7 protein-coding genes are annotated in these 17,846 nt (G+C 64.7%); 4 read left to right on the forward strand and 3 right to left on the reverse strand.

Translation table 11 applies throughout. The annotated features are described in order from the left end of the window. Positions 1 to 78 precede the first annotated feature (78 nt). From PAQ31011_RS08690 to PAQ31011_RS08705, 4 genes are all read left to right on the forward strand, one after another. Entirely contained in the window at positions 79 to 1,434 is a 1,356-nt protein-coding gene (locus PAQ31011_RS08690; protein ID WP_150575417.1) for an MFS transporter, read from the forward strand. A gap of 158 nt (positions 1,435 to 1,592) precedes the next feature. Next, on the forward strand, positions 1,593 to 2,501 hold the full coding sequence (locus PAQ31011_RS08695) for a LysR family transcriptional regulator (RefSeq protein ID WP_150575418.1): 909 nt from the start codon (positions 1,593 to 1,595) through the stop codon (positions 2,499 to 2,501). A gap of 243 nt (positions 2,502 to 2,744) precedes the next feature. Continuing rightward, positions 2,745 to 3,845: a M14 family metallopeptidase gene (locus tag PAQ31011_RS08700; protein ID WP_150575419.1), complete on the forward strand. Its 1,101-nt coding sequence runs from the start codon at positions 2,745 to 2,747 to the stop codon at positions 3,843 to 3,845. A gap of 138 nt (positions 3,846 to 3,983) precedes the next feature. Next, positions 3,984 to 5,264 (forward strand): MFS transporter, encoded by a 1,281-nt coding sequence (locus tag PAQ31011_RS08705; RefSeq protein ID WP_150575420.1) that lies wholly within the window; start codon positions 3,984 to 3,986, stop codon positions 5,262 to 5,264. A 92-nt stretch (positions 5,265 to 5,356) separates the two neighbouring features. On the opposite strand, the gene PAQ31011_RS08710 is transcribed toward PAQ31011_RS08705, so the two are convergent. The 3 genes from PAQ31011_RS08710 to PAQ31011_RS08720 form a co-directional block, all read right to left on the reverse strand. Beyond that, positions 5,357 to 6,727: an MFS transporter gene (locus PAQ31011_RS08710; protein WP_150575421.1), complete on the reverse strand. Its 1,371-nt coding sequence runs from the start codon at positions 6,725 to 6,727 to the stop codon at positions 5,357 to 5,359. 294 nt (positions 6,728 to 7,021) lie between these two features. Further along, positions 7,022 to 7,402 (reverse strand): DUF488 domain-containing protein, encoded by a 381-nt coding sequence (locus PAQ31011_RS08715; RefSeq protein ID WP_150575422.1) that lies wholly within the window; start codon positions 7,400 to 7,402, stop codon positions 7,022 to 7,024. 123 nt (positions 7,403 to 7,525) lie between these two features. Next, entirely contained in the window at positions 7,526 to 17,452 is a 9,927-nt protein-coding gene (locus PAQ31011_RS08720) for an autotransporter-associated beta strand repeat-containing protein (RefSeq protein WP_174990025.1), read from the reverse strand. Between the last annotated feature and the right edge of the window lie 394 nt (positions 17,453 to 17,846).

Raw genomic sequence — 17,846 nt, forward strand, 5'->3', positions numbered from 1 at the left:
TTGTGCATTATATATAATCGACAATCGTTTGCGAAGGGCATCGAGTGCTTCGCACAGATCCGACATGGAGGAGACATCATGCAACCAACAACCGTGGGCCATCCGGCCGCTGGAGCGACGCGATACCGGTTCGCCGTATTCGCGCTGATCGTGGTCATTGCCCTGGTGAACTACATCGACCGCGGCGCAATTTCGTATTCCGCCGGGCAGATCACGGCCGAATACGGCTTCGACCGCGCGGGCTGGGGGGCCGTGCTCGGCTACTTCGGCTACGGCTACATGTTCGGCGCGCTCTTCGGCGGCGCACTGGCGGACCGCCTGGGCGCGAAGAAGGTATGGGTGATTGCCGGCATTGCATGGTCGGCGTTCGCCATTGCCATGATCTGGGCGGGCGACATCGGGATCGCGGTGTTTGGAGGCTCGGCACTGACCGGGTTCGCCACGATTCGTGTGCTGTTCGGTTTCGCCGAGGGACCTGCCTACTCGATCATCAACAAGACGATGTCCGCATGGGCGTCGCCGTCGGAGCGCGGCTTCGCCGTGTCGATCGGTCTGCTGAGCACGCCGCTGGGCGCGCTGCTCACGGCACCGGTGGCCGTCGGCTTGCTGTTGCTGACCGATAGCTGGCGCACGATGTATGTCGTGCTCGGCATTGCGGGTTTCGTGCTGATTGCGCTGTTCGCGCGCGTCTACACGAATCGTCCCGAAGACAACCCGCGCGTGAACGCCGCTGAAGTGGCGCTGATTCAGGCGGGACGTCCGGCACAGAACACGTCCGCCGCTGCGGCCGCGAGCGATATGCCGTGGTGGAGCTTCTTCAAGAGCAAGACGCTGGTGTTCAACTCGATCGGCTACTTTGCCTTCATCTACGTGAACTTCATGCTGCTCACGTGGACGCCGAAGTATCTTGCCGACGAATTCCATTTCACGCTGTCGTCGCTCTGGTATATCGGCATGATTCCGTGGACGGGCGCGTGTGTGACGGTGCTGCTCGGCGGTCGCATCTCGGACTGGCTGTATCGCAAGACGGGCAAGCTGGTGATCGCCCGCAGCTGGTTCGCGGCTGCCGCGCTGACCTGCACGACGCTGTGCTTCCTGATGGTGTCGCAGGCACAAAGCGTGTGGGCCGTGATCGCGCTGATGACGCTAGGCAACGCGCTGAATGCCCTGCCGAACTCGGTGTACTGGGCGGTGGTGATCGACACGGCACCCACGCGCGTGGGCACGTTCAGCGGTCTGATGCACTTCATCGCCAACATTGCCTCGGTGCTTGCTCCCACGCTCGCCGGGATTCTGTCGGCCAAGTACGGCTATTCGTCGATGTTCATTGCCACGGCCGTTGCTACGGCGGTCGGCGTGTTCGCCATGCTCCAGGTCAAGCCCGGCGTCGGCCCGAAGCTCACGCGTCGCGAGGGCGAGACGGTGTCGGCCTGATCCCGACAGGCATGCAACGGAAAACGGGGACTCGCGTGTCTCGCGATATCATTTCCTGATCACCGGCACCTCGATGCCGCTCAGGAAAACAGAAACAAAACAGAGACGATGCGCCGGCCGGCACCCAACACCGGCTGGCGTTCGCGCGAGACGCCCGCATGAACCTTCAGCATCTGCACGCCTTCACTATCGTTGCCCAGCAGCAAAGCATTCGCAGTGCAGCGCGCGTGCTCGGTCTGTCCCAGCCAGCGGTCACACGCATCATGCGCGAGCTCGAACGCAACGTCGACACGCACCTGCTGCATCGCGGCAGCAAGGGCATCGAACTCACGCCGTTCGGTCAGGCATTGCTCAAGCGTGCCCATCTGATTCTCGAGGAAGCGCGCAAGGCGCAAGATGAGCTTGACCAGATGCGCGACGGTGCGGGCGGCAGCCTGAATATCGCGATTTCGTCGACCGCAGCGCTGTCCCTGTTTCCGTCGGCGTTGCAGCGCTTTCGCGAGCGCATGCCTCGCGTCGAACTCACGATCAGCGAGTCCGCTCCCCCCCACACGCAAGACCAGTTGGAAGCCGGACGTCTCGACTTCGCCGTGTTGACCGAACTCGAAGGCGGTGCCGCCGACGGATTCGAGCGCACCGTGCTGCTGCCCATGCAACTGGTCGTGGTCGGTCGCAAGCGGCATCCGCTGCGCGGCGCGAAGTCGATTGCGGAATTGCGCGACAGCCTGTGGCTCGTACCGGGCATTGGCGACAGTGCGACCGACTATCTGAGTCGCGTGTTCCGGGACCATCGCCTGAACCCGCCGCAAGACGTGATCTCGTGTCGCTCGATCGTGACGGCGTTGAGCATCATGGAGAACTCCGACGCGCTCGGGATCTTCTCGCGTGTGGTGCTCGACCGGCGCCAGCGCATCGCGAACCTGAGCCTGTTTCACCCCACCGAACCGCTGCCGATGGCGTGGCTGACCCTCGCGACACGGCCGGCGTCGCAGCCCACGCCGGCGGCGCGCTGTCTGATGAACTGCCTCTCGGAAGCGGCGGCGAGTCTCACGGCGGCCGACGTCTGAGACGGCTGCGCATGACGATCACCTCCTGTTGATTCGCCCGCCTCATGCGATAAGAAATACTGATATCCGGAATATATTTCTTATCTTTTGGGTATAGGGGCGCAGCGATAAGATCCCCGTAACCCGTCTGCCGACGTATCACGTGCCGCCCTCTCCGGTGGCACGGTACGGCGACGCAGACGAGTCACGACAACAACCGATACCTGCACCGGCCCGGCCGGTGGGCGGGCAAGGAGGATGGGGATGACGACATCGCAAGACACCGAGCGTTACTTTTCTTCGACCTACGCCGAGGCGCGTGAGCGTTTTCTGAACGCAGCACGACGGCACACCGACCAGATCGATTCGTACCCTGTCGACGCCACTGGCGCGCAGGGCGAAGCCTTGTCGACCGACGTGGCGATGATCGCGCCGCCGAACGCCCGCCGCCTGCTGATCCTGACGTCGGCCACGCACGGCGCCGAGGGGCATTGCGGCTCGGGTTGTCAGGTGGCGTTGCTTGACGACGCGCCGATGCTCGCACGAGCCGCCGAGTCCGGTGTGGCTCTGCTGTTGATCCACGCGGTGAATCCGTATGGTTTTTCGTGGGGGAGTCGTACCAACGAAGACAACATCGACCTGAATCGCAACGCGCAGGCCTTCGGCGCGCAACCGCTACCGGTCAACGCCGACTATGCCGATGTCCACGACTGGCTCGTGCCGAGCGAATGGCCGCCCACGCCGCAGAACGAGCGCGCCATCGCCGAGTACATCGAACGCCACGGCGTACAACGTTTCCGCAGCGCGGTTTCCAGCGGGCAGTACACGCACGCCGGTGGCCTGTTCTACGGTGGTCAGGCACAAAGCCGTTCGTTGCGGACTGTCTCGCACGTCCTGCGCACGCAGGCCGCAAGCTTCGCGGACATCAGTTGGATCGACTACCACACCGGACTCGGGCCGCAGGGGCACGGCGAGAAGATCTTCGCGGGTCGGCGCAACGAGCAGGAAGTCGATCGCGCCCGGCAATGGTGGGGCGCGGACATCGCGGTGCCGTTTGCAGGCACGTCGGCGTCGGTCGACGTGACGGGCCAGCTTGCTTCGACGATCTACACGTGCTGCCCCGAATCGCGCCCGACCCTGATGGCGATGGAGTACGGCACGCAGCCGTTCGAGGCTGTCGTCGGCGCGTTGCGCGGCGAAGCCTGGCTGCGCGCGCATCCGGACGCGCCGACCGACGTCGCGACGGCGTTGCGTCGGCGCGTGCGCGACGCGTTCTATTGCGATCACGACGTGTGGAAGGGCATGGTGCTCGGCCAAAGCCGGGTTGCCGTGCTTCAGGCGCTTTGCGGGCTGTCGGCGACGTGATGCTGCGCCCGCTTTCGGGTGCGCGTGCGTCGTCACGCATCATCTCGCGCGGTTGATGATCCATTGGGTCGGCGCGGCATCTCGTCGGTGTCGTGTCACCCTCGATTCGGCAAGTCTTCTGCACTTCAAGGAATCGCAATGAACAATGCGTCTCTCGCAATGTCGGCCGATGCGAAGCCGGCCACGCCTGCGTGGCGGGTCATCGCGGCCGCCACCATCGGCAATGCCCTCGAATGGTTCGACCTCGTCGTCTACGGCTTTTTCGCCGTCACGATCTCCAGGCTGTTTTTTCCGGCGGGCGACTCGACCGTGTCGCTGCTGCTCACGCTGGGCACGTTTGGCGTGTCGTTCTTCATGCGCCCGCTCGGCGCGATCGTGCTCGGCGTTTATGCCGACAAGGCCGGCCGAAAGGCCGCACTCACGTTGTCGATCACGTTGATGATGGTCGGCACACTCATCATCGGCCTGATGCCGACGTATGCATCCATTGGCGTGCTTGCGCCGATCGGTCTGGTGCTCGCGCGGATGATCCAGGGCTTTTCAGCCGGCGGGGAGTACGGCAGTGCCACAGCGTATCTCGCGGAGCAAGCGCCGTCGCGGCGAGGCTTCTATGCGAGTTGGCAGTCGTCGAGTCAGGGCATGACGACCTTGCTGGCATCGGTCTTCGGGGCCGTGCTCACGAGCAGTCTGAGCGATGCCCAGATGCAAAGCTGGGGATGGCGTATCCCGTTCCTGTTCGGCCTGATGATCGGCCCGGTCGCGTATTACATCCGCACGCACATGGACGAGACGCCCGAGTTCGTGGCGGCCGAGACCACACAATCGCCGCTGGCCGATACGTTCTCGAGCCAGAAGGAGCGCCTGTCGCTCGCCATCGGTGTCGTCGTGCTCGCCACGGTTTCGGCCTACCTGATCCTGTTCATGCCGACGTATGCCGTCAAGCAGCTCGGTGTTTCGGCGTCGACGGTCTTCACGGCCATCATCGCCACCGGCGTGATTCAGACCGTGGGCGCGCCGATCGTGGGGCACCTGTCGGACAAGCACGGACGCACGGGCATGATGCTCGGTGCGGCCGTGGTGTTCCTGCTGCTGTCCTGGCCGGCGTTCTACCTGCTCGACCTTCATGCCACGTTCGGCACCATGATCGCCATGCAGATCGGTATCGGGCTGGTGAGCGTGACGTACTACGGCGGCATGCCTGCACTGCTCAGCGAGTTGTTTCCGACGCAAACCCGCACGACGGGTATGTCGATCGCTTACAACCTGGCGGTCACGATCTTCGGCGGCTTCGCCCCGTTCATCATCACCTGGCTGATACAGGTCACCGGCAGCAAACTCGCGCCGAGTTTCTACCTGATGGGCGCGGCGGTGATCAGCATGATCGCGTTACTGCGGATTCGGGCGTTGAAGTTGCGTTGATGAAGTCCGCGTCGCTAGACGTGGCGCATCGCACAAACAAAAAAGCCCGGGACATGAAGTCTCGGGCTTTTTTTGTGCGTTCCTGAAGCGTATCAGGTGCGCTGTGCCAGCTCGCTGCCTGCATCGCGCGAAAGCCGCGCAATCGAGATCGTCGAGCTGACGGCGATCAGGCCAACGACGAGGAACGCCCACGGGAAGTCGACGTTCGTCACATGGTCGCGCCCATGCAGCCATGAGGACGTCTGCAACACCGCCGCGCCAATCGTAATCCCGAGCGTGAGCGATATCTGCTGTGCGACGCTGGCGAGGCTCGTCGCCTGACTCATGCGATTTGCGGGCACATCCGCATAGGAAATCGCATTCAGACTCGTGAATTGCAGCGAACGGAAGCAGCCGCCGAACAGTAGTGTGCCGAGAATGACCAGATGCGACGTCTGGTCCGTAAAGAGCCCGTAGCCCCCGATGGTCGCCGCTGCGATGACGGCATTCGTCATCAGCACACGACGGAACCCCCAGCGCTGAAGAATTCGCAGCGAAAGCGTTTTCATAAACATCGCGCCAGCGGCCGAAATGAAGGTCAGCGCGCCGGACTCCAGCGGTGTCATACCGAAGCCGAGCTGCAGCATCAGCGGCAAGAGAAACGGTGTCGCGCCTACGCCGATGCGAAACAGCGTGCCGCCACCGACACCGGCGCGGAACGTGGGAATGCGAAAGAGATCGAGCCGCAACAACGGATGCGCAATCCCCTTCGCGTGACGCAGATACGCGACGATCAGCGCGGCACCGATGGCGACCAGTCCGAGGGCAAGCGGTGTCGGAATCAGGTGGCGTCCGATGGTCGACAGGCCCAGCATCAGGATCGACAACCCGAAGCCCGAGAGCAGGAAGCCTTTGACGTCGAGCGGCGGCACTTCGTCTTCATACAGATCGGGAATGAACTTCGTCGCAAGAATGAACCCGAGCACGCCGATGGGGATGTTGATGAAGAAGATCCAGCGCCAGTGCCAGTACGTCGTGATGAAGCCGCCGAGCGGCGGGCCGAGCACCGGGCCGACGAGCGCCGGGATCGTGAGGTAGTTGAGCGCGCGCACCATGTCGCGCTTCTCCACGGATTTGAGCAATGCGAGCCGCCCCACGGGCACCATCATTGCGCCGCCCATGCCTTGCACGAAGCGCGCGATCACCAGTTCCGGCAAGTTGGTCGAGATGCCGCAGCAGATCGAGCCGAGGACGAACACGCCGATGGCCGTTCGGAAGACGTTGCGTGTGCCGAAGCGATCGGCGATCCAGCCGCTGACCGGAATGAAGACCGCGAGGCTGATGAGGTACGTCGTGAGGGCGAGCTTGAGCGTGATCGGGCTCTCGCCGAGATCTTTCGCGATCAACGGCAACGAGGTGGACAACACGGTGGAATCCATGTTCTCCATGAACAGCGCGCAGGCAACGATCAGTGGAACGAGCATGAGGCATGACGCTGCCGTCGCGGCAGCGAGAGTAAGCGAACGAGGTACGGCAAGAGGTGCAGCACGGGGTACCGGGGAACTGGGGAACCGGGATACCAAGGTAAAGCGCAGACGAAGCAGCAGATGACGCTTTGTGCGTTTATAGCAAATTCCGATGCTGCTCGTCCCGTTGATGGTGGAGGCGAGGCGTCATGCGGGTTTCAGGAGGGCTGACGACGCGGCGCGTCGTTTTAAGCAGCGGAATGCTGTGCTACACCGCGATATGATGTTTTATCAGGTGAACTTCGGGAGGCGTCAATGCGACTCAAGAAAGTCACGGAGGACGTGAAGGTGCGTATGCGCTTCGTCGTCTTCCAGTCGATGCGCCGCCGTGAGCAGCGTGACCGGCCCTTCCTTCAGACGTGCGCGCAGTTCGGTCAGCATGGCGTTGTGGTCGGCATCCAGCGTTGCCAGTTCTTCGAGGAAGCGCTGACGAAACTCGGAGAACGCCTCGGGATGTTCATGAAACCACTTGCGCAGCGGTGTGCTTGGCGTAACGTCTTTTGCCCAGAAGTCGATGTGCGCCTTGACCTTCGCTAGCCCACGCGGCCAGAGACGGTCGGCGAGAACACGTTGACCGTCGGCAGCGTCGGGGGCGTCGTAGGCGCGCTTGAAGCGAATGTTGTAGGACGGCATGGGGGGACGGCCTCCGATACTGATCGAGTAAGCGCGCGCCGCTCGTGGTGAGCGGGCGGGCGCGCAATACTTCGGAGCTTACCGGAGGCCGTCGTTACAAGCGAGTCCCCACGACAGGACACATCAGAAGCGCCAGTTGACGTTGCCGTACACCGAGTTGTCGCTGACTTTGCCGCCGAACTGACCCGAATAGCTCACGCCGAGCGTGACGGCATCGCCGACGAAGGCATCGATACCGGCGCTGACGACTGCCGCGTCGCGCGCAATCGGCACGCCCCCCACGGTGAAGGCCGCCGACGATCCCGAGAACGCCAGTTGCATGTCCGGTGTGTTCGCGCCATAGGCATGACGCCACCCGGCCGATAACCGCAAGCGTCCCGACGCAGCAAGCCCGGTCCCCGTAGCGAAGGGGATTTCGCCGCGCAGGCCTGCGGTGGAGAACGTGATGCCGTGCGACTGTTCGTCGGCATGGAGCGCGGCAATGCTGCCGGATTCATCGAAGGCGTCGGTGCGCACGCGTGCGTAAGCGATGTTCGCGAAGGGTTCGACGCTGACGCGCCCAACATCGAGACGCCACGCCGCCTCGCCGAACACTTGCCATACACCGGCGTCGTATTTCGCCCGTGCCGTCTGTGCGATGGGACCGATGGCGACGGCGCGTTGCGAGCTGATCTGTTGCCAGCCGTATGCGCCGCCGACCGTGGCACCCAGACGACCGAAGCGCCGATTCACATAAGCGCCGATCTGCGCGTCGTTGCTGTTGCCCGATGCGCTCGCGCCCGTGTTGAACGTGCTGTGTCCGAGTCCGCCGAACACGCCGGCGCGCCATGCGTAGGCGAAGGGCGCGTCCACCCCGGCGAGCACCCCCATGCCTCGGCGATGCAACGTTGCGGCACCTGAGCCGCCATCGGCGACAGAGCGGTTACGCATCTGTCCGTCATTGCCGTAGACGGATGCCCATGCCTGCGTCGCACGCGGTTGCGAACGGCAATCGTCGCCTCGATTCGGTGACGTCACGTTGTTGCTCGCGCGTTCGTCGTTCGATGGGGCGGCATCACATTCCAGTGCCAGCGAGAGGCTGTCGCGCAATCGCTGCGAGACCGCATCGCGCGCGATCTGCGACTGACCCAGCAACATGGACGCCACCGAAGCGTGCAGACTCCCGTCGAGACTTTCGAAAGCCGCGGGCGCGGTGGCGGCCGTCAGACCGAGTGCTGCCTGATAGAGCGCACTGCCTGTGCCCAGCGAGGCGACCGCCGCGGCGACCGAGCGCTGATTCGGTGTGACGGCACCGGCGGGCAGGGGGGTGCCGTTCGGTGCGAACGTCAGCAGCACGGATGTCGGCGTGTAGCTGACCTGTGGTGTGAGGTAGAGAAGGTTGGTGGACGTCGATGCGAATTGCCCGGAGACGCCGCCCGTCGCCGAGACGATGACGGCCCCCGAGGCATCGGCCGGTTGCGTTCCCGGTGCTGCATTCACGACGAGATTGCTGCCGCCGACCGTGGCGCTGCCCGTGGTGCTGACCTGACTCGGCGCTGTGCCGGGTGCTGCGTTGACCTGCAACGTCGACCCCGGTGCGAGCGTGAGGTTGCCGCCGACGCTGAGTGTCGACCCCGGCGCACTGACGACGATCTGACTTCCACTTGCGCCGGTCAGCGGTCCGGTCTGTGCGCCTGCGCCCGAGCCACCGGCACTTGTCGGTGCGGGTGTTGCCAGCGTCGCGCCCGTTTGGACGGTGACCGGAGAGTTGGGCAGTCCACCGATATTCAGCGTGCCACCGGCGACGGTCGTCGGTCCCGACAACGGATTTTGCGCACCCAACGTGAGCGTGCCGCTGCCGGTCTTGGTGAGGTCGCCCGTGCCGGAAACGCTGCCGGAGAAATTGCCCGACGCCACCGACACCGAACCGCCGTTAATCGTGAGTCCGCCTTGAGTCGTGCCGTTCAGCGACGGCAATGTGACGTTGACGCCTTGTGTCGTTACGCTGCCCTGCGCGACAGTCAGCTCGCCGGTGCCCAACCCGCCGGGCGACGTGACAGTGACGCCGCCGCCGTTCACGGTCGTTCCGCCAGTGAATGTGTTCGACCCACCGAGCGTGACGCCCTGTGGGTTGTTCAGCGACAACCCGCCGTTACCGGAAACGCTCCCACCCAATGTTAGTGGTGCGGTGCCGCCGACGGACAGCGTCGATCCGTTGTTGAGTGTGATGCCGTTCGCTAGCGTCGCCGGCGCACTGGCACTGAGTGCACCGCTCCCATTCACGGCGAGACCTCCGGTGCCGAGCGATGCGTTGTTGCCGACGGTCAGCGTGCCCGCATTCAACGTCGTGCCCCCGGTGAACGTGTTGGCCGCCCCCAACGACAGCGAACCACTCCCGTTCTTGACTAACCCACCCGCGCCGGACAGCGTGCCGTTGAAGACGTGGCTGCCGCTGTCGCCGGTCGTGAGCCCACCGCTGCCGAGAATGACCTGTGTGCCAGTGCCGCCGTTCAGCGTTGCAAGAACGAGCGGTGCTGTTGTGGCGGATGCGTCGAGCGTAGCGCCTGCGTTGCTCAGCGATATGCCCGAGGTGTTGGCGAGACGTCCAGAGGCCCCCAGCTTTAACGTTCCGCCGGACACGGTTGTCAGTCCTGAGAACGTGTTGCTCCCGCCAAGCGTTACCGTGCCGCTGCCTTGCTTCGTGATGCCACCGCTGCCGGTGATGCTGCCGTCGAAGGCGTTGTTCGCGGTGCCACCCAGCGTGAGCGATTGCCCGCCGAGCGAGACCGTGGTGTTGGCGGCACCGTCGAGTCCCCGGACTGTGACCGGTGCCATAGCCCCGGAGAGATCGAGCGCGGTCCCCCCAGCAAGCGTGACGTCGTTCGCGCCGCCAAGCGAGCCACCTGCCCCCAGCGCGAGCGTGCCGCCGGCCACGTCGATGCCACCGGTGAACGTACTCTGTCCCGTCAACGTTTGCGTGCCTGCACCGGCTTTGACGATACCGCCCGTGCCGGCGAAGCCTGCGCCAAGCGTTTGATTGCTCGCGTCCCCGAACGTCAGCGTGTTGCCACCGACGTTCACGGTACCGCCTGTGCCTGCCAGCGTCGCGAGCGTCTGATTACCGGCCGCCGCGATATCGAACGTGGCATTGGCACCTGTGATCGCGACGTTCGCCCCGTTGGCTAACTGACCGGTCGCGCCAAGTGCGAGCGTGCCGTCTGCGATGGTGGTCGTGCCGGTGAACTGCTGCTGACCGAGGAGCGTTTGCGTGCCGCTGCCTTGCTTGACGATGCCCCCTGTGCCGCTGATCGTACCGCTGACGGTGTGGCTCGACGCATCGCCGAATGTCAGCGTGTTGCTCCCGAGCGTGACGTTGGTGCCTGCCTGTGCCGTCAGCGAACCGATCGCGCGATTGCCGTTCGCGCCGGAAATGTCGAGTGTTGCGCCTGCGTTCTGTAGTGTGACTGCGCCGGTGGGAGAGAGCGTTCCGGCACCGCCGAGTGCCAGTGTCCCGGCCTGCACGACTGTGCCACCGGTGAAGGTGTTCGAACCGGTCATCGTCTCGACGCCGGCCCCCACTTTCACCAGACTACCGGTGCCCATCACGCCGCCGCTGTACGTCTCGTTCAACCCGCTCGCGCCGACCTCCAGCGTGTTGCTGCCCATGTTGACGTTGCCGCCACCGGTGAGTGCGCCGAACGTTTGTGTGCCGTTGCCCGCCGACAGATCGAAGGTCGCGCCGGTCTGCACGTCGACGACGCCCGCTGCATTCAGACTGGCACCCGCGCCGAGCGCCAACGTCCCGGCGTTGACGTTGGTTGCTCCGGCGTACGTGTTCTGGCCGTTGAGCGTGAGCGTGGCTGCGCCGTTCTTCGTGATGCCGCCTGCGCCGCTGATCGCGCCGTTAAGCGTGAGATCGTTCGTGCCGAGTACGTTGAGATTGCCACCGAGGGTGATCTGGTTGCCGAGCGTGCTGGCCTGTGTGGCGTCGAGCGATGTCCCATCGGCGAAGTTCACTGTGCCGGTGCCCAACGCCGTGTTGCTGCCCACGGAAATGCCGCCCGCCTGAACGTTGACGCCACCGGTGAAATCGCTATTCCCCGAAAGCGTCTGAACACCGCTGCCGAGCTTCACGAGACTGCCCCCTGCGCCGTGAATGTCGGACGCCAGCGCGCTACCCGCAGCGTCCGCAAGCGTCAGCGTGGTGCCGCCGAGGTTGAGGGCGCTGCCTGAGACACCACTCACGGTCGCGGCGGTCTGATTGGGGCCTGTGGAGAGGTCGAGGACAGCCGTCGCGCCGTTGAGATTGGCGTTCTTGCCACCGAGCTGCGTGCCGTTGCGAAGCGATAGTGTGCCCGCGTCGATACGGACGTCGCTCGTCAATGCGACACCGCCGTTCAGCGTTTGCGTGCCACTGCCTTGTTTGATGAGACCGCCGGTGCCACCTAGTGCACCGCTGAAGGTCGCGTTATTGGCGCTGCCCAGCGTGAGCGTCTGCGTGCCGATGTCGACCGTGCTCCCTGTCGCCCCGCTCAGCGATCCGATGACGGGCGTCGTGGCGGCGCTCACATCGAGTGTTGCGCCGGACGCGACCGTCACGTCGTTGGCATTCGACAGCGTGCCATTGGCATCCAGAGCGAGCGTGCCGTTATTGACGCTGACGTTCCCGGTGAACGTGTTCTGCGCACCGAGCGTGAGCCTGCCGCTGCCGTCCATGATCAGCGCGCCGGTCCCGGAGATGGCACTCGCGAGCGTGTCGTTATCGTTGTTGCCGATCGTCAGCGAACTGCCGCCGCCCAGCACGACGCTGCCGCCGATGCTTCCGCCGACGCTGTACAGATGCCCCAGCGATTGATTCCCTGCTGCGCTGAGGTCGAGCACTGCACCCGGCCCGGTCAGTGACACGGACGCGTCCGGCGCGAGGCTAGCCCCGGCCCCGAGCGCGAGAGTGCCGTCCGCAATCGTGGTGGCACCGGTGTACTGTTGCGCGCCGAGCAATGTCGTCGCGCCGGTGCCTTGCTTGATGAGACCGCCTGCACCGCTGATGATCGCCGCGACGGTATGGGTCGTCGCGTCACCGAACGTGAGCGTGTTGGCCCCCAATAGAATCTGCGTGCCCGCATCGGCGGAAAGTCCACCGATGGTGCGCGGCCCAATGGCTCCCGAGATATCGAACGTCGATCCTGCGTTCGAAAGGGTGACGGCACCATTCGTAGCGAGGGTGCCCGCACCGCCGAGGGCCAGCGTCCCGGCCTGAACGACGGTCCCACCTGTGTAGGTGTTCTGTCCTGTGAGGGTCTCGGTGCCCGCGCCGATCTTGACGACCGATCCCGTGCCGGTGAGTCCGCCGCTGAAAGTATCGTTGCCTGTGCCGCCAATTTCGGTGACGAGTGCGCCGATGTTCACGGTACCTGCACCGTCGATTGCGCCGATCACTTGTGTGCCGTTCCCGGCGGAAAGATCGAGCGTTGCACCGCTGGCGACGCTCACGGTGCCGGTGGCATTGAGCGACGCACCGGCCCCGAGCGCCAGCGTGCCCGCATTGATCGTTGTCGCGCCCGCATAGGTGTTGCTGCCACCCAGTGTTAGCGTCGCGCCACCCAACTTGGTGATGCCACCGCTTCCCGACAGCGCACCATTGAGTGTGAGGTCGTGACTGCCGAGGACGGTCAGCGTGCCGAGCAGCGTGGCGCTGTTGCCGAGGGTGACGGACTGTGTGCTGTCGAGCGTCACGTTGTTGCCGAAGGTCGTGGCCCCCGTGCCCAGCGCGAGATCGTTACCGACGACCAGTCCACCAGACCCGACGCGCACCCCGCCGGAGAAATCGCTGGCACCGGAGAGCGTCTGTACGCCGGGGCCTGAGACGACGAGTGCGCCTGTGCCGTGAATCGCGCCGCTGTATGTCGCGCTGCTTGAGTTGGACAACGTCAACGTCAGCGTTTGCCCACCCAGCGAGATAGCGCTGCCGGTCACGCCATTGAGCGTGCCGAGGGTCGACGCCGCACCACCACTGATATCAAACACGCTGTTAGCGCCTCTGAGCCAGAGCGCATTACCCCCTTGAAGCGCTGCGCCGCCGCCCAGTGCCAGCGTTCCATCGGCGATGGCGATGGCACCCACATACATTTGCGTCGCGGTGATTGTTTGTTTGCCCGTGCCCTGTTTGACGAGTCCGCCCGTGCCGGTGATCGTGGCGGCGAGTGTCTGGTCGGTGGCGTCACCGAAGGCCAGCATGGTGTTGCCAAGCGCGAGTGTTCCGCCGGTGCCCGATAACGCGCCGATGGTCAGCGGCCTGCCCACGCCACTAACGTCGAACGTTGCTGTCGGGCCGCCCAGCACGACCGCGCCTTGCGACGCCAGCGAGCCGCCACTGCCGAGTGCGAGCACCCCGTCGTTGATGGTGGTACCTCCCGTCCAGCTACCGGCCCCAGCGAGCGTGAGCGTCGCTGCCCCCGCCTTCTGAAGCGCACCATTCCCCGTTACGGCACCGGCCAACGTCAGATCCGCGCTGCCGAGCACCGCAGACGTGCCACCGAGTGTGATGTTGTTGGCGAGCGTCAGCGCTTGCGTCGTGTCGAGCGTGGTCTGATCGGCGAGCGTGAGCGCTCCCGTACCGAGCGCACTCGCGTTGCCCAGTTGCAGCCCACCGGCATTGACGGTCACGCCGCCGGAGAAGTCGCTCGCGCCGCCAAGTGTCTGCACGCCGCCGCCTTGCTTGACCAGCCCCCCGGTGCCGTGAATGCTGCCGTTAAACGATTCCCCTGTGTTGTCGCCGAAGGTCAGCGTGTTCGCGCCCAACTGCACCTGCGCTGCACCGCCGCTAAGTGAACCGATGGTCTGCGGACCGGCGGCGCTGATGTCCAGCGACGTCGAGCTATCGCCGAGCGTCACGGCGTTCTGCGCCGACAATCCGCCCCCCGCACCAATGACGAGCGAACCGCCACCCACGACAACGCTGCCCGTAAACGTTTGTTGGGCGGTAATGGTCTGCGTGCCCGTCCCGAACTTGACGATGCCGCCACCGGTGCCCGTCAGCGTGCCCGCGAAGGTCTGGTTGGTGTTGTCACCGAAGGAGAGCGTGTTGTCGCCCAGATTGATCGTGCTGCCGACGGCACCCGACAGTGCGCTGATCGTCTGATTTTCACCGCCGCTGATATCGAGTGCCGCTCCGCCCGCGATGCTCACCGGATTCGCGGACAGCGTGCCCGTGCCGCCAAGGGCGAGCGTGCCCTGATTGATCGCGATCTGACCGGTGAAGGCGTTCTGCCCGGTCAGCGTTTGTGTGCCTGTGCCCTGTTTGACGATGCCCCCTGTGCCGCCGAGGCTGCCCGCGAACGTCTGGCTCGCCGCATCGCCGAGCGCGAGCGTGTTGCTGCCTAGTGTGACCTGGCTGTTGGCCGTGCCGATGAGCGAGCCGATGGAGACCGGCCCTGCGCCGCCGATGTCGAACGTCGCACCGTCTGCGAGCGTGACGACGTTGCTGCCTGCCAGCGCATTATTTCCCTGAAGCGCGAGGCGTCCTGCTGCGACGTCTATGCCGCCCGTAAACGTCTGCGCACCGGAGAGCAGCAGCGAACCGGTGCCTTGTTTGATGAGGCCGCCGGATCCGGAAATCGTGCCACCGAACGTCGTGTTTCCTGCATCTCCGACAGTGAGTGTCTGATTGCCGATGAGCACCGTCGATCCGGTTACGCCGGAGAGCGCACCGAAGGTCATGTTCGCCGCGGTGGAGAGATCCAGCGTCGATGTGCTGCCTGTCAGCGCAAGCGGTGTGGCGTTGGCGAACGCGGCCCCCTGAAGTGTCAACGTGCCTGCACGCACGTTGATACCGCCCCCGGCAGTGCTTGTGCCGGTCAGCGTCATGACACCTGTGCCTTGTTTGACGAGGCTCCCGCCACTACCGGTGAACGCCCCGGCAAACGTCTGATTGGTCGCATCGCCGAACGTCAGCGCGTTGTTGCCGAGCGCGACCGACGTGTTGGCGATGCCGGACAATGCGCCGATGGTTTGCGCTGACGCTTGACTGATATCGAACGTGGTGCCGCCGCCGAGCAGAGACACCGCACCGGTGCTGGCGAGTGAGCCACCAGCGCCCAGCGTAATGCCCCCCGCATTGATTCGAGTGCCGCCGGTAAAGGTGTTCGCACCGCGCAGCGTCTGTGTGTTGGCATTCGTTTTCACGATGCCGCCTGTGCCGCCGATGGCCCCCGCGAATGCGCTGGCGGTGCTGCTGCCGAGCGTCAGATTGTTGGCGCCGAGTGCGATTTGCGTGTTACCCACGCCGGACAGTCCCGAAACGGTTCTGTCGCCGTTCGCGGCCGACATATCGAAGACTGCACCGGCCCCCGAAAGTGCAAGTGGGGTGCCACCGATTTGCAAGCTGCCCGCGCCCGACAACGCCAGCGTTCCGGCCACGACATTGACGCCGCCGCTGAACGTATTGGCCCCTGTCAGCGTGACGGTCTGCGCGCCCTGTTTGGCCAGACTGCCGCTGCCGCCGATCAGACCCGACAGCGTGAACGGCGCGCTGCCGCCGAGCGTCAACGTGCTGCCGCCACCGATGGCAATCGTGTTGGCGAGCGACACCGGTGCGTTGGCGTCGAGCACACCGGTGGTGCCCGATACCTGAATCGTGCCGCTGCCTAGTGCCGTGCTGCTGCCAGCGACGAGCGTGCCGCTCGTGAGAAATGTCCCGCCTGAGTACGTGTTGATGCCCGAGAGTGACAGGCTTCCCGTCCCTCCCAGCGACACGCTGCCGGTACCGCTGACGACACCGCCCAACGTTAGCGGGTTGGCCCCCGAGACGGAGAGGCCGTTGGTGCCTAACGTCGTCGGAAGGGCAATCGTGAGCCCTGCACTGGACGCTTGCATGGCCCCGCCGTTGACCGTGAGCGAACCGGTGCCGAAGCTGCCCGCGTTATCGAAAACCGCGAGACCACCGTTGAGCGTTGTCGACGTGACGGCCAGCGGACCAGTGAGCGTCCACGTGCCGCCGTTTACGGTGGCGCTCGTGAAGTTCACGTAGCTCGCGCCGTTCAGCGTGCCGGTGCCTGTCGTAGTCGCGTTGTTAGCGGAATTGCGAAGCACCAGCGCGTTGGTGCCGCCTGCGCCACCGTCGACCACGCCCGCCGCGGCGAAGCCGAGATTGAAGCCAACGACCGGAAGCGCGCCGATACCGGTACTGCCGCCGTCGTTGAACGTCGAGCCGGTGACAGCCGTGAATGTGTTGTTGCTGTTCGCGCCGAGCGACACGCTGCCGCTTAGCGTGCCTTCGTTGCTGAACGTATTGCCCGCACCCGTCGTGCCGTTGGGTTGAAAGGCCACGCGTCCGAGAATGGTCCCCGTGTTGGAGAAGTTGACGCCCGCGCCACCATACGCCACCGCCACCGGTGCGCTGCCGTTCCCCGTGAGCGTGACCCCAAGAATGGGCGTGGCCCCAAGCGTGCCGCTGTTGTTGATGGTCGTAGTGCCGCCGGTGGCGTTCTGCACCGTCAGCGCCAGACCGGTCAGCCCAGGAAGACTGACGCCCAGCACCCCCACGGTGCCCCGCATGATCGCGTTGTTCGTCACCGTTTGCGTGCTGCCGCTGGCATTGCCGTTGCCGATCACAGTGCCCGACGCGAGCAACCCGATGCCACCGAGCAATGAAGGGTCGATGGTGCCGCCGTTCACGAGCGTGACGTTGCTCCCCGTGAGCGACAGCGCCGTGCCACCGACGCCGAGCAGCACACCGACACCGGCACTGCTGTTGACGGTGACCTGCAAGTTGCCTGCCGCATTCGCATAGGACGGCGCGAGTGGATTCGCGGCACCGCTACACGTCACGACGTTGCCCGCTGCCGTGCAAGTTGCCCAGGACGTGGCGGGTGCCAGCGCGCCGAGCACTATGAAGCAGGCCAGACATACACGCGTGAGCGAGAGCGTTGGCGCGACCACGGGCAACATTGAAAACCGTCTTGCACGACGCACACGCGAGGCCGGAGCGCCCGCATTCTGATGCGCCGTTTCCGGCACGGGGACGACATCGACGCGGCAATGCCGCCAGACCAATCGATAGAGGTGCTTGTTCATCGTGCTCCGGTTCCCAATGGCATGGAGTGCAGAAAGGGCGATGCACGCGATGGCAACGCGCCCTTGGCGGCGGCATTCGGGGGGAGGCGACGACAGCAGCAGTGCAGTGGCAGCGCTGCAGGACGAAGCGTTAATGCGCGTTAAATGTGCGGGCCATTCTAAAAAGCGCGATGGGAAAGTGCCCGGGGCATGGCGCTGATGCGGCCCGTCGAGTGACATTGCGGGACGCGGAATTTGGCAGGGGAATCAAGGCCATGCGCGGCCTTGTGAAGGACGAGACGACGCCGTTGCAGCGTCGCAAGAAAAGCGGAGTTTCGGACGATTCCCTAAATCATCGACGGCGAGCGACCGCTGGGGTCACTCGCCGCCATACGACAGAAGACGACGTACGACG

The organism is Pandoraea aquatica, from assembly GCF_902459565.1.
Classification (GTDB): Bacteria; Pseudomonadota; Gammaproteobacteria; order Burkholderiales; family Burkholderiaceae; genus Pandoraea; species Pandoraea aquatica.

What these genes read in the sequence shown, in the direction of transcription:
- PAQ31011_RS08710 (WP_150575421.1), bottom strand. Translation starts at nt 6,727, where the DNA reads ATGCTCGTTCCACTGATCGTTGCCTGCGCGCTGTTCATGGAGAACATG.
- PAQ31011_RS08695 (WP_150575418.1), top strand. Translation starts at nt 1,593, where the DNA reads ATGAACCTTCAGCATCTGCACGCCTTCACTATCGTTGCCCAGCAGCAA.
- PAQ31011_RS08700 (WP_150575419.1), top strand. Translation starts at nt 2,745, where the DNA reads ATGACGACATCGCAAGACACCGAGCGTTACTTTTCTTCGACCTACGCC.
- PAQ31011_RS08720 (WP_174990025.1), bottom strand. Translation starts at nt 17,452, where the DNA reads ATGAACAAGCACCTCTATCGATTGGTCTGGCGGCATTGCCGCGTCGAT.
- PAQ31011_RS08705 (WP_150575420.1), top strand. Translation starts at nt 3,984, where the DNA reads ATGAACAATGCGTCTCTCGCAATGTCGGCCGATGCGAAGCCGGCCACG.
- PAQ31011_RS08690 (WP_150575417.1), top strand. Translation starts at nt 79, where the DNA reads ATGCAACCAACAACCGTGGGCCATCCGGCCGCTGGAGCGACGCGATAC.
- PAQ31011_RS08715 (WP_150575422.1), bottom strand. Translation starts at nt 7,402, where the DNA reads ATGCCGTCCTACAACATTCGCTTCAAGCGCGCCTACGACGCCCCCGAC.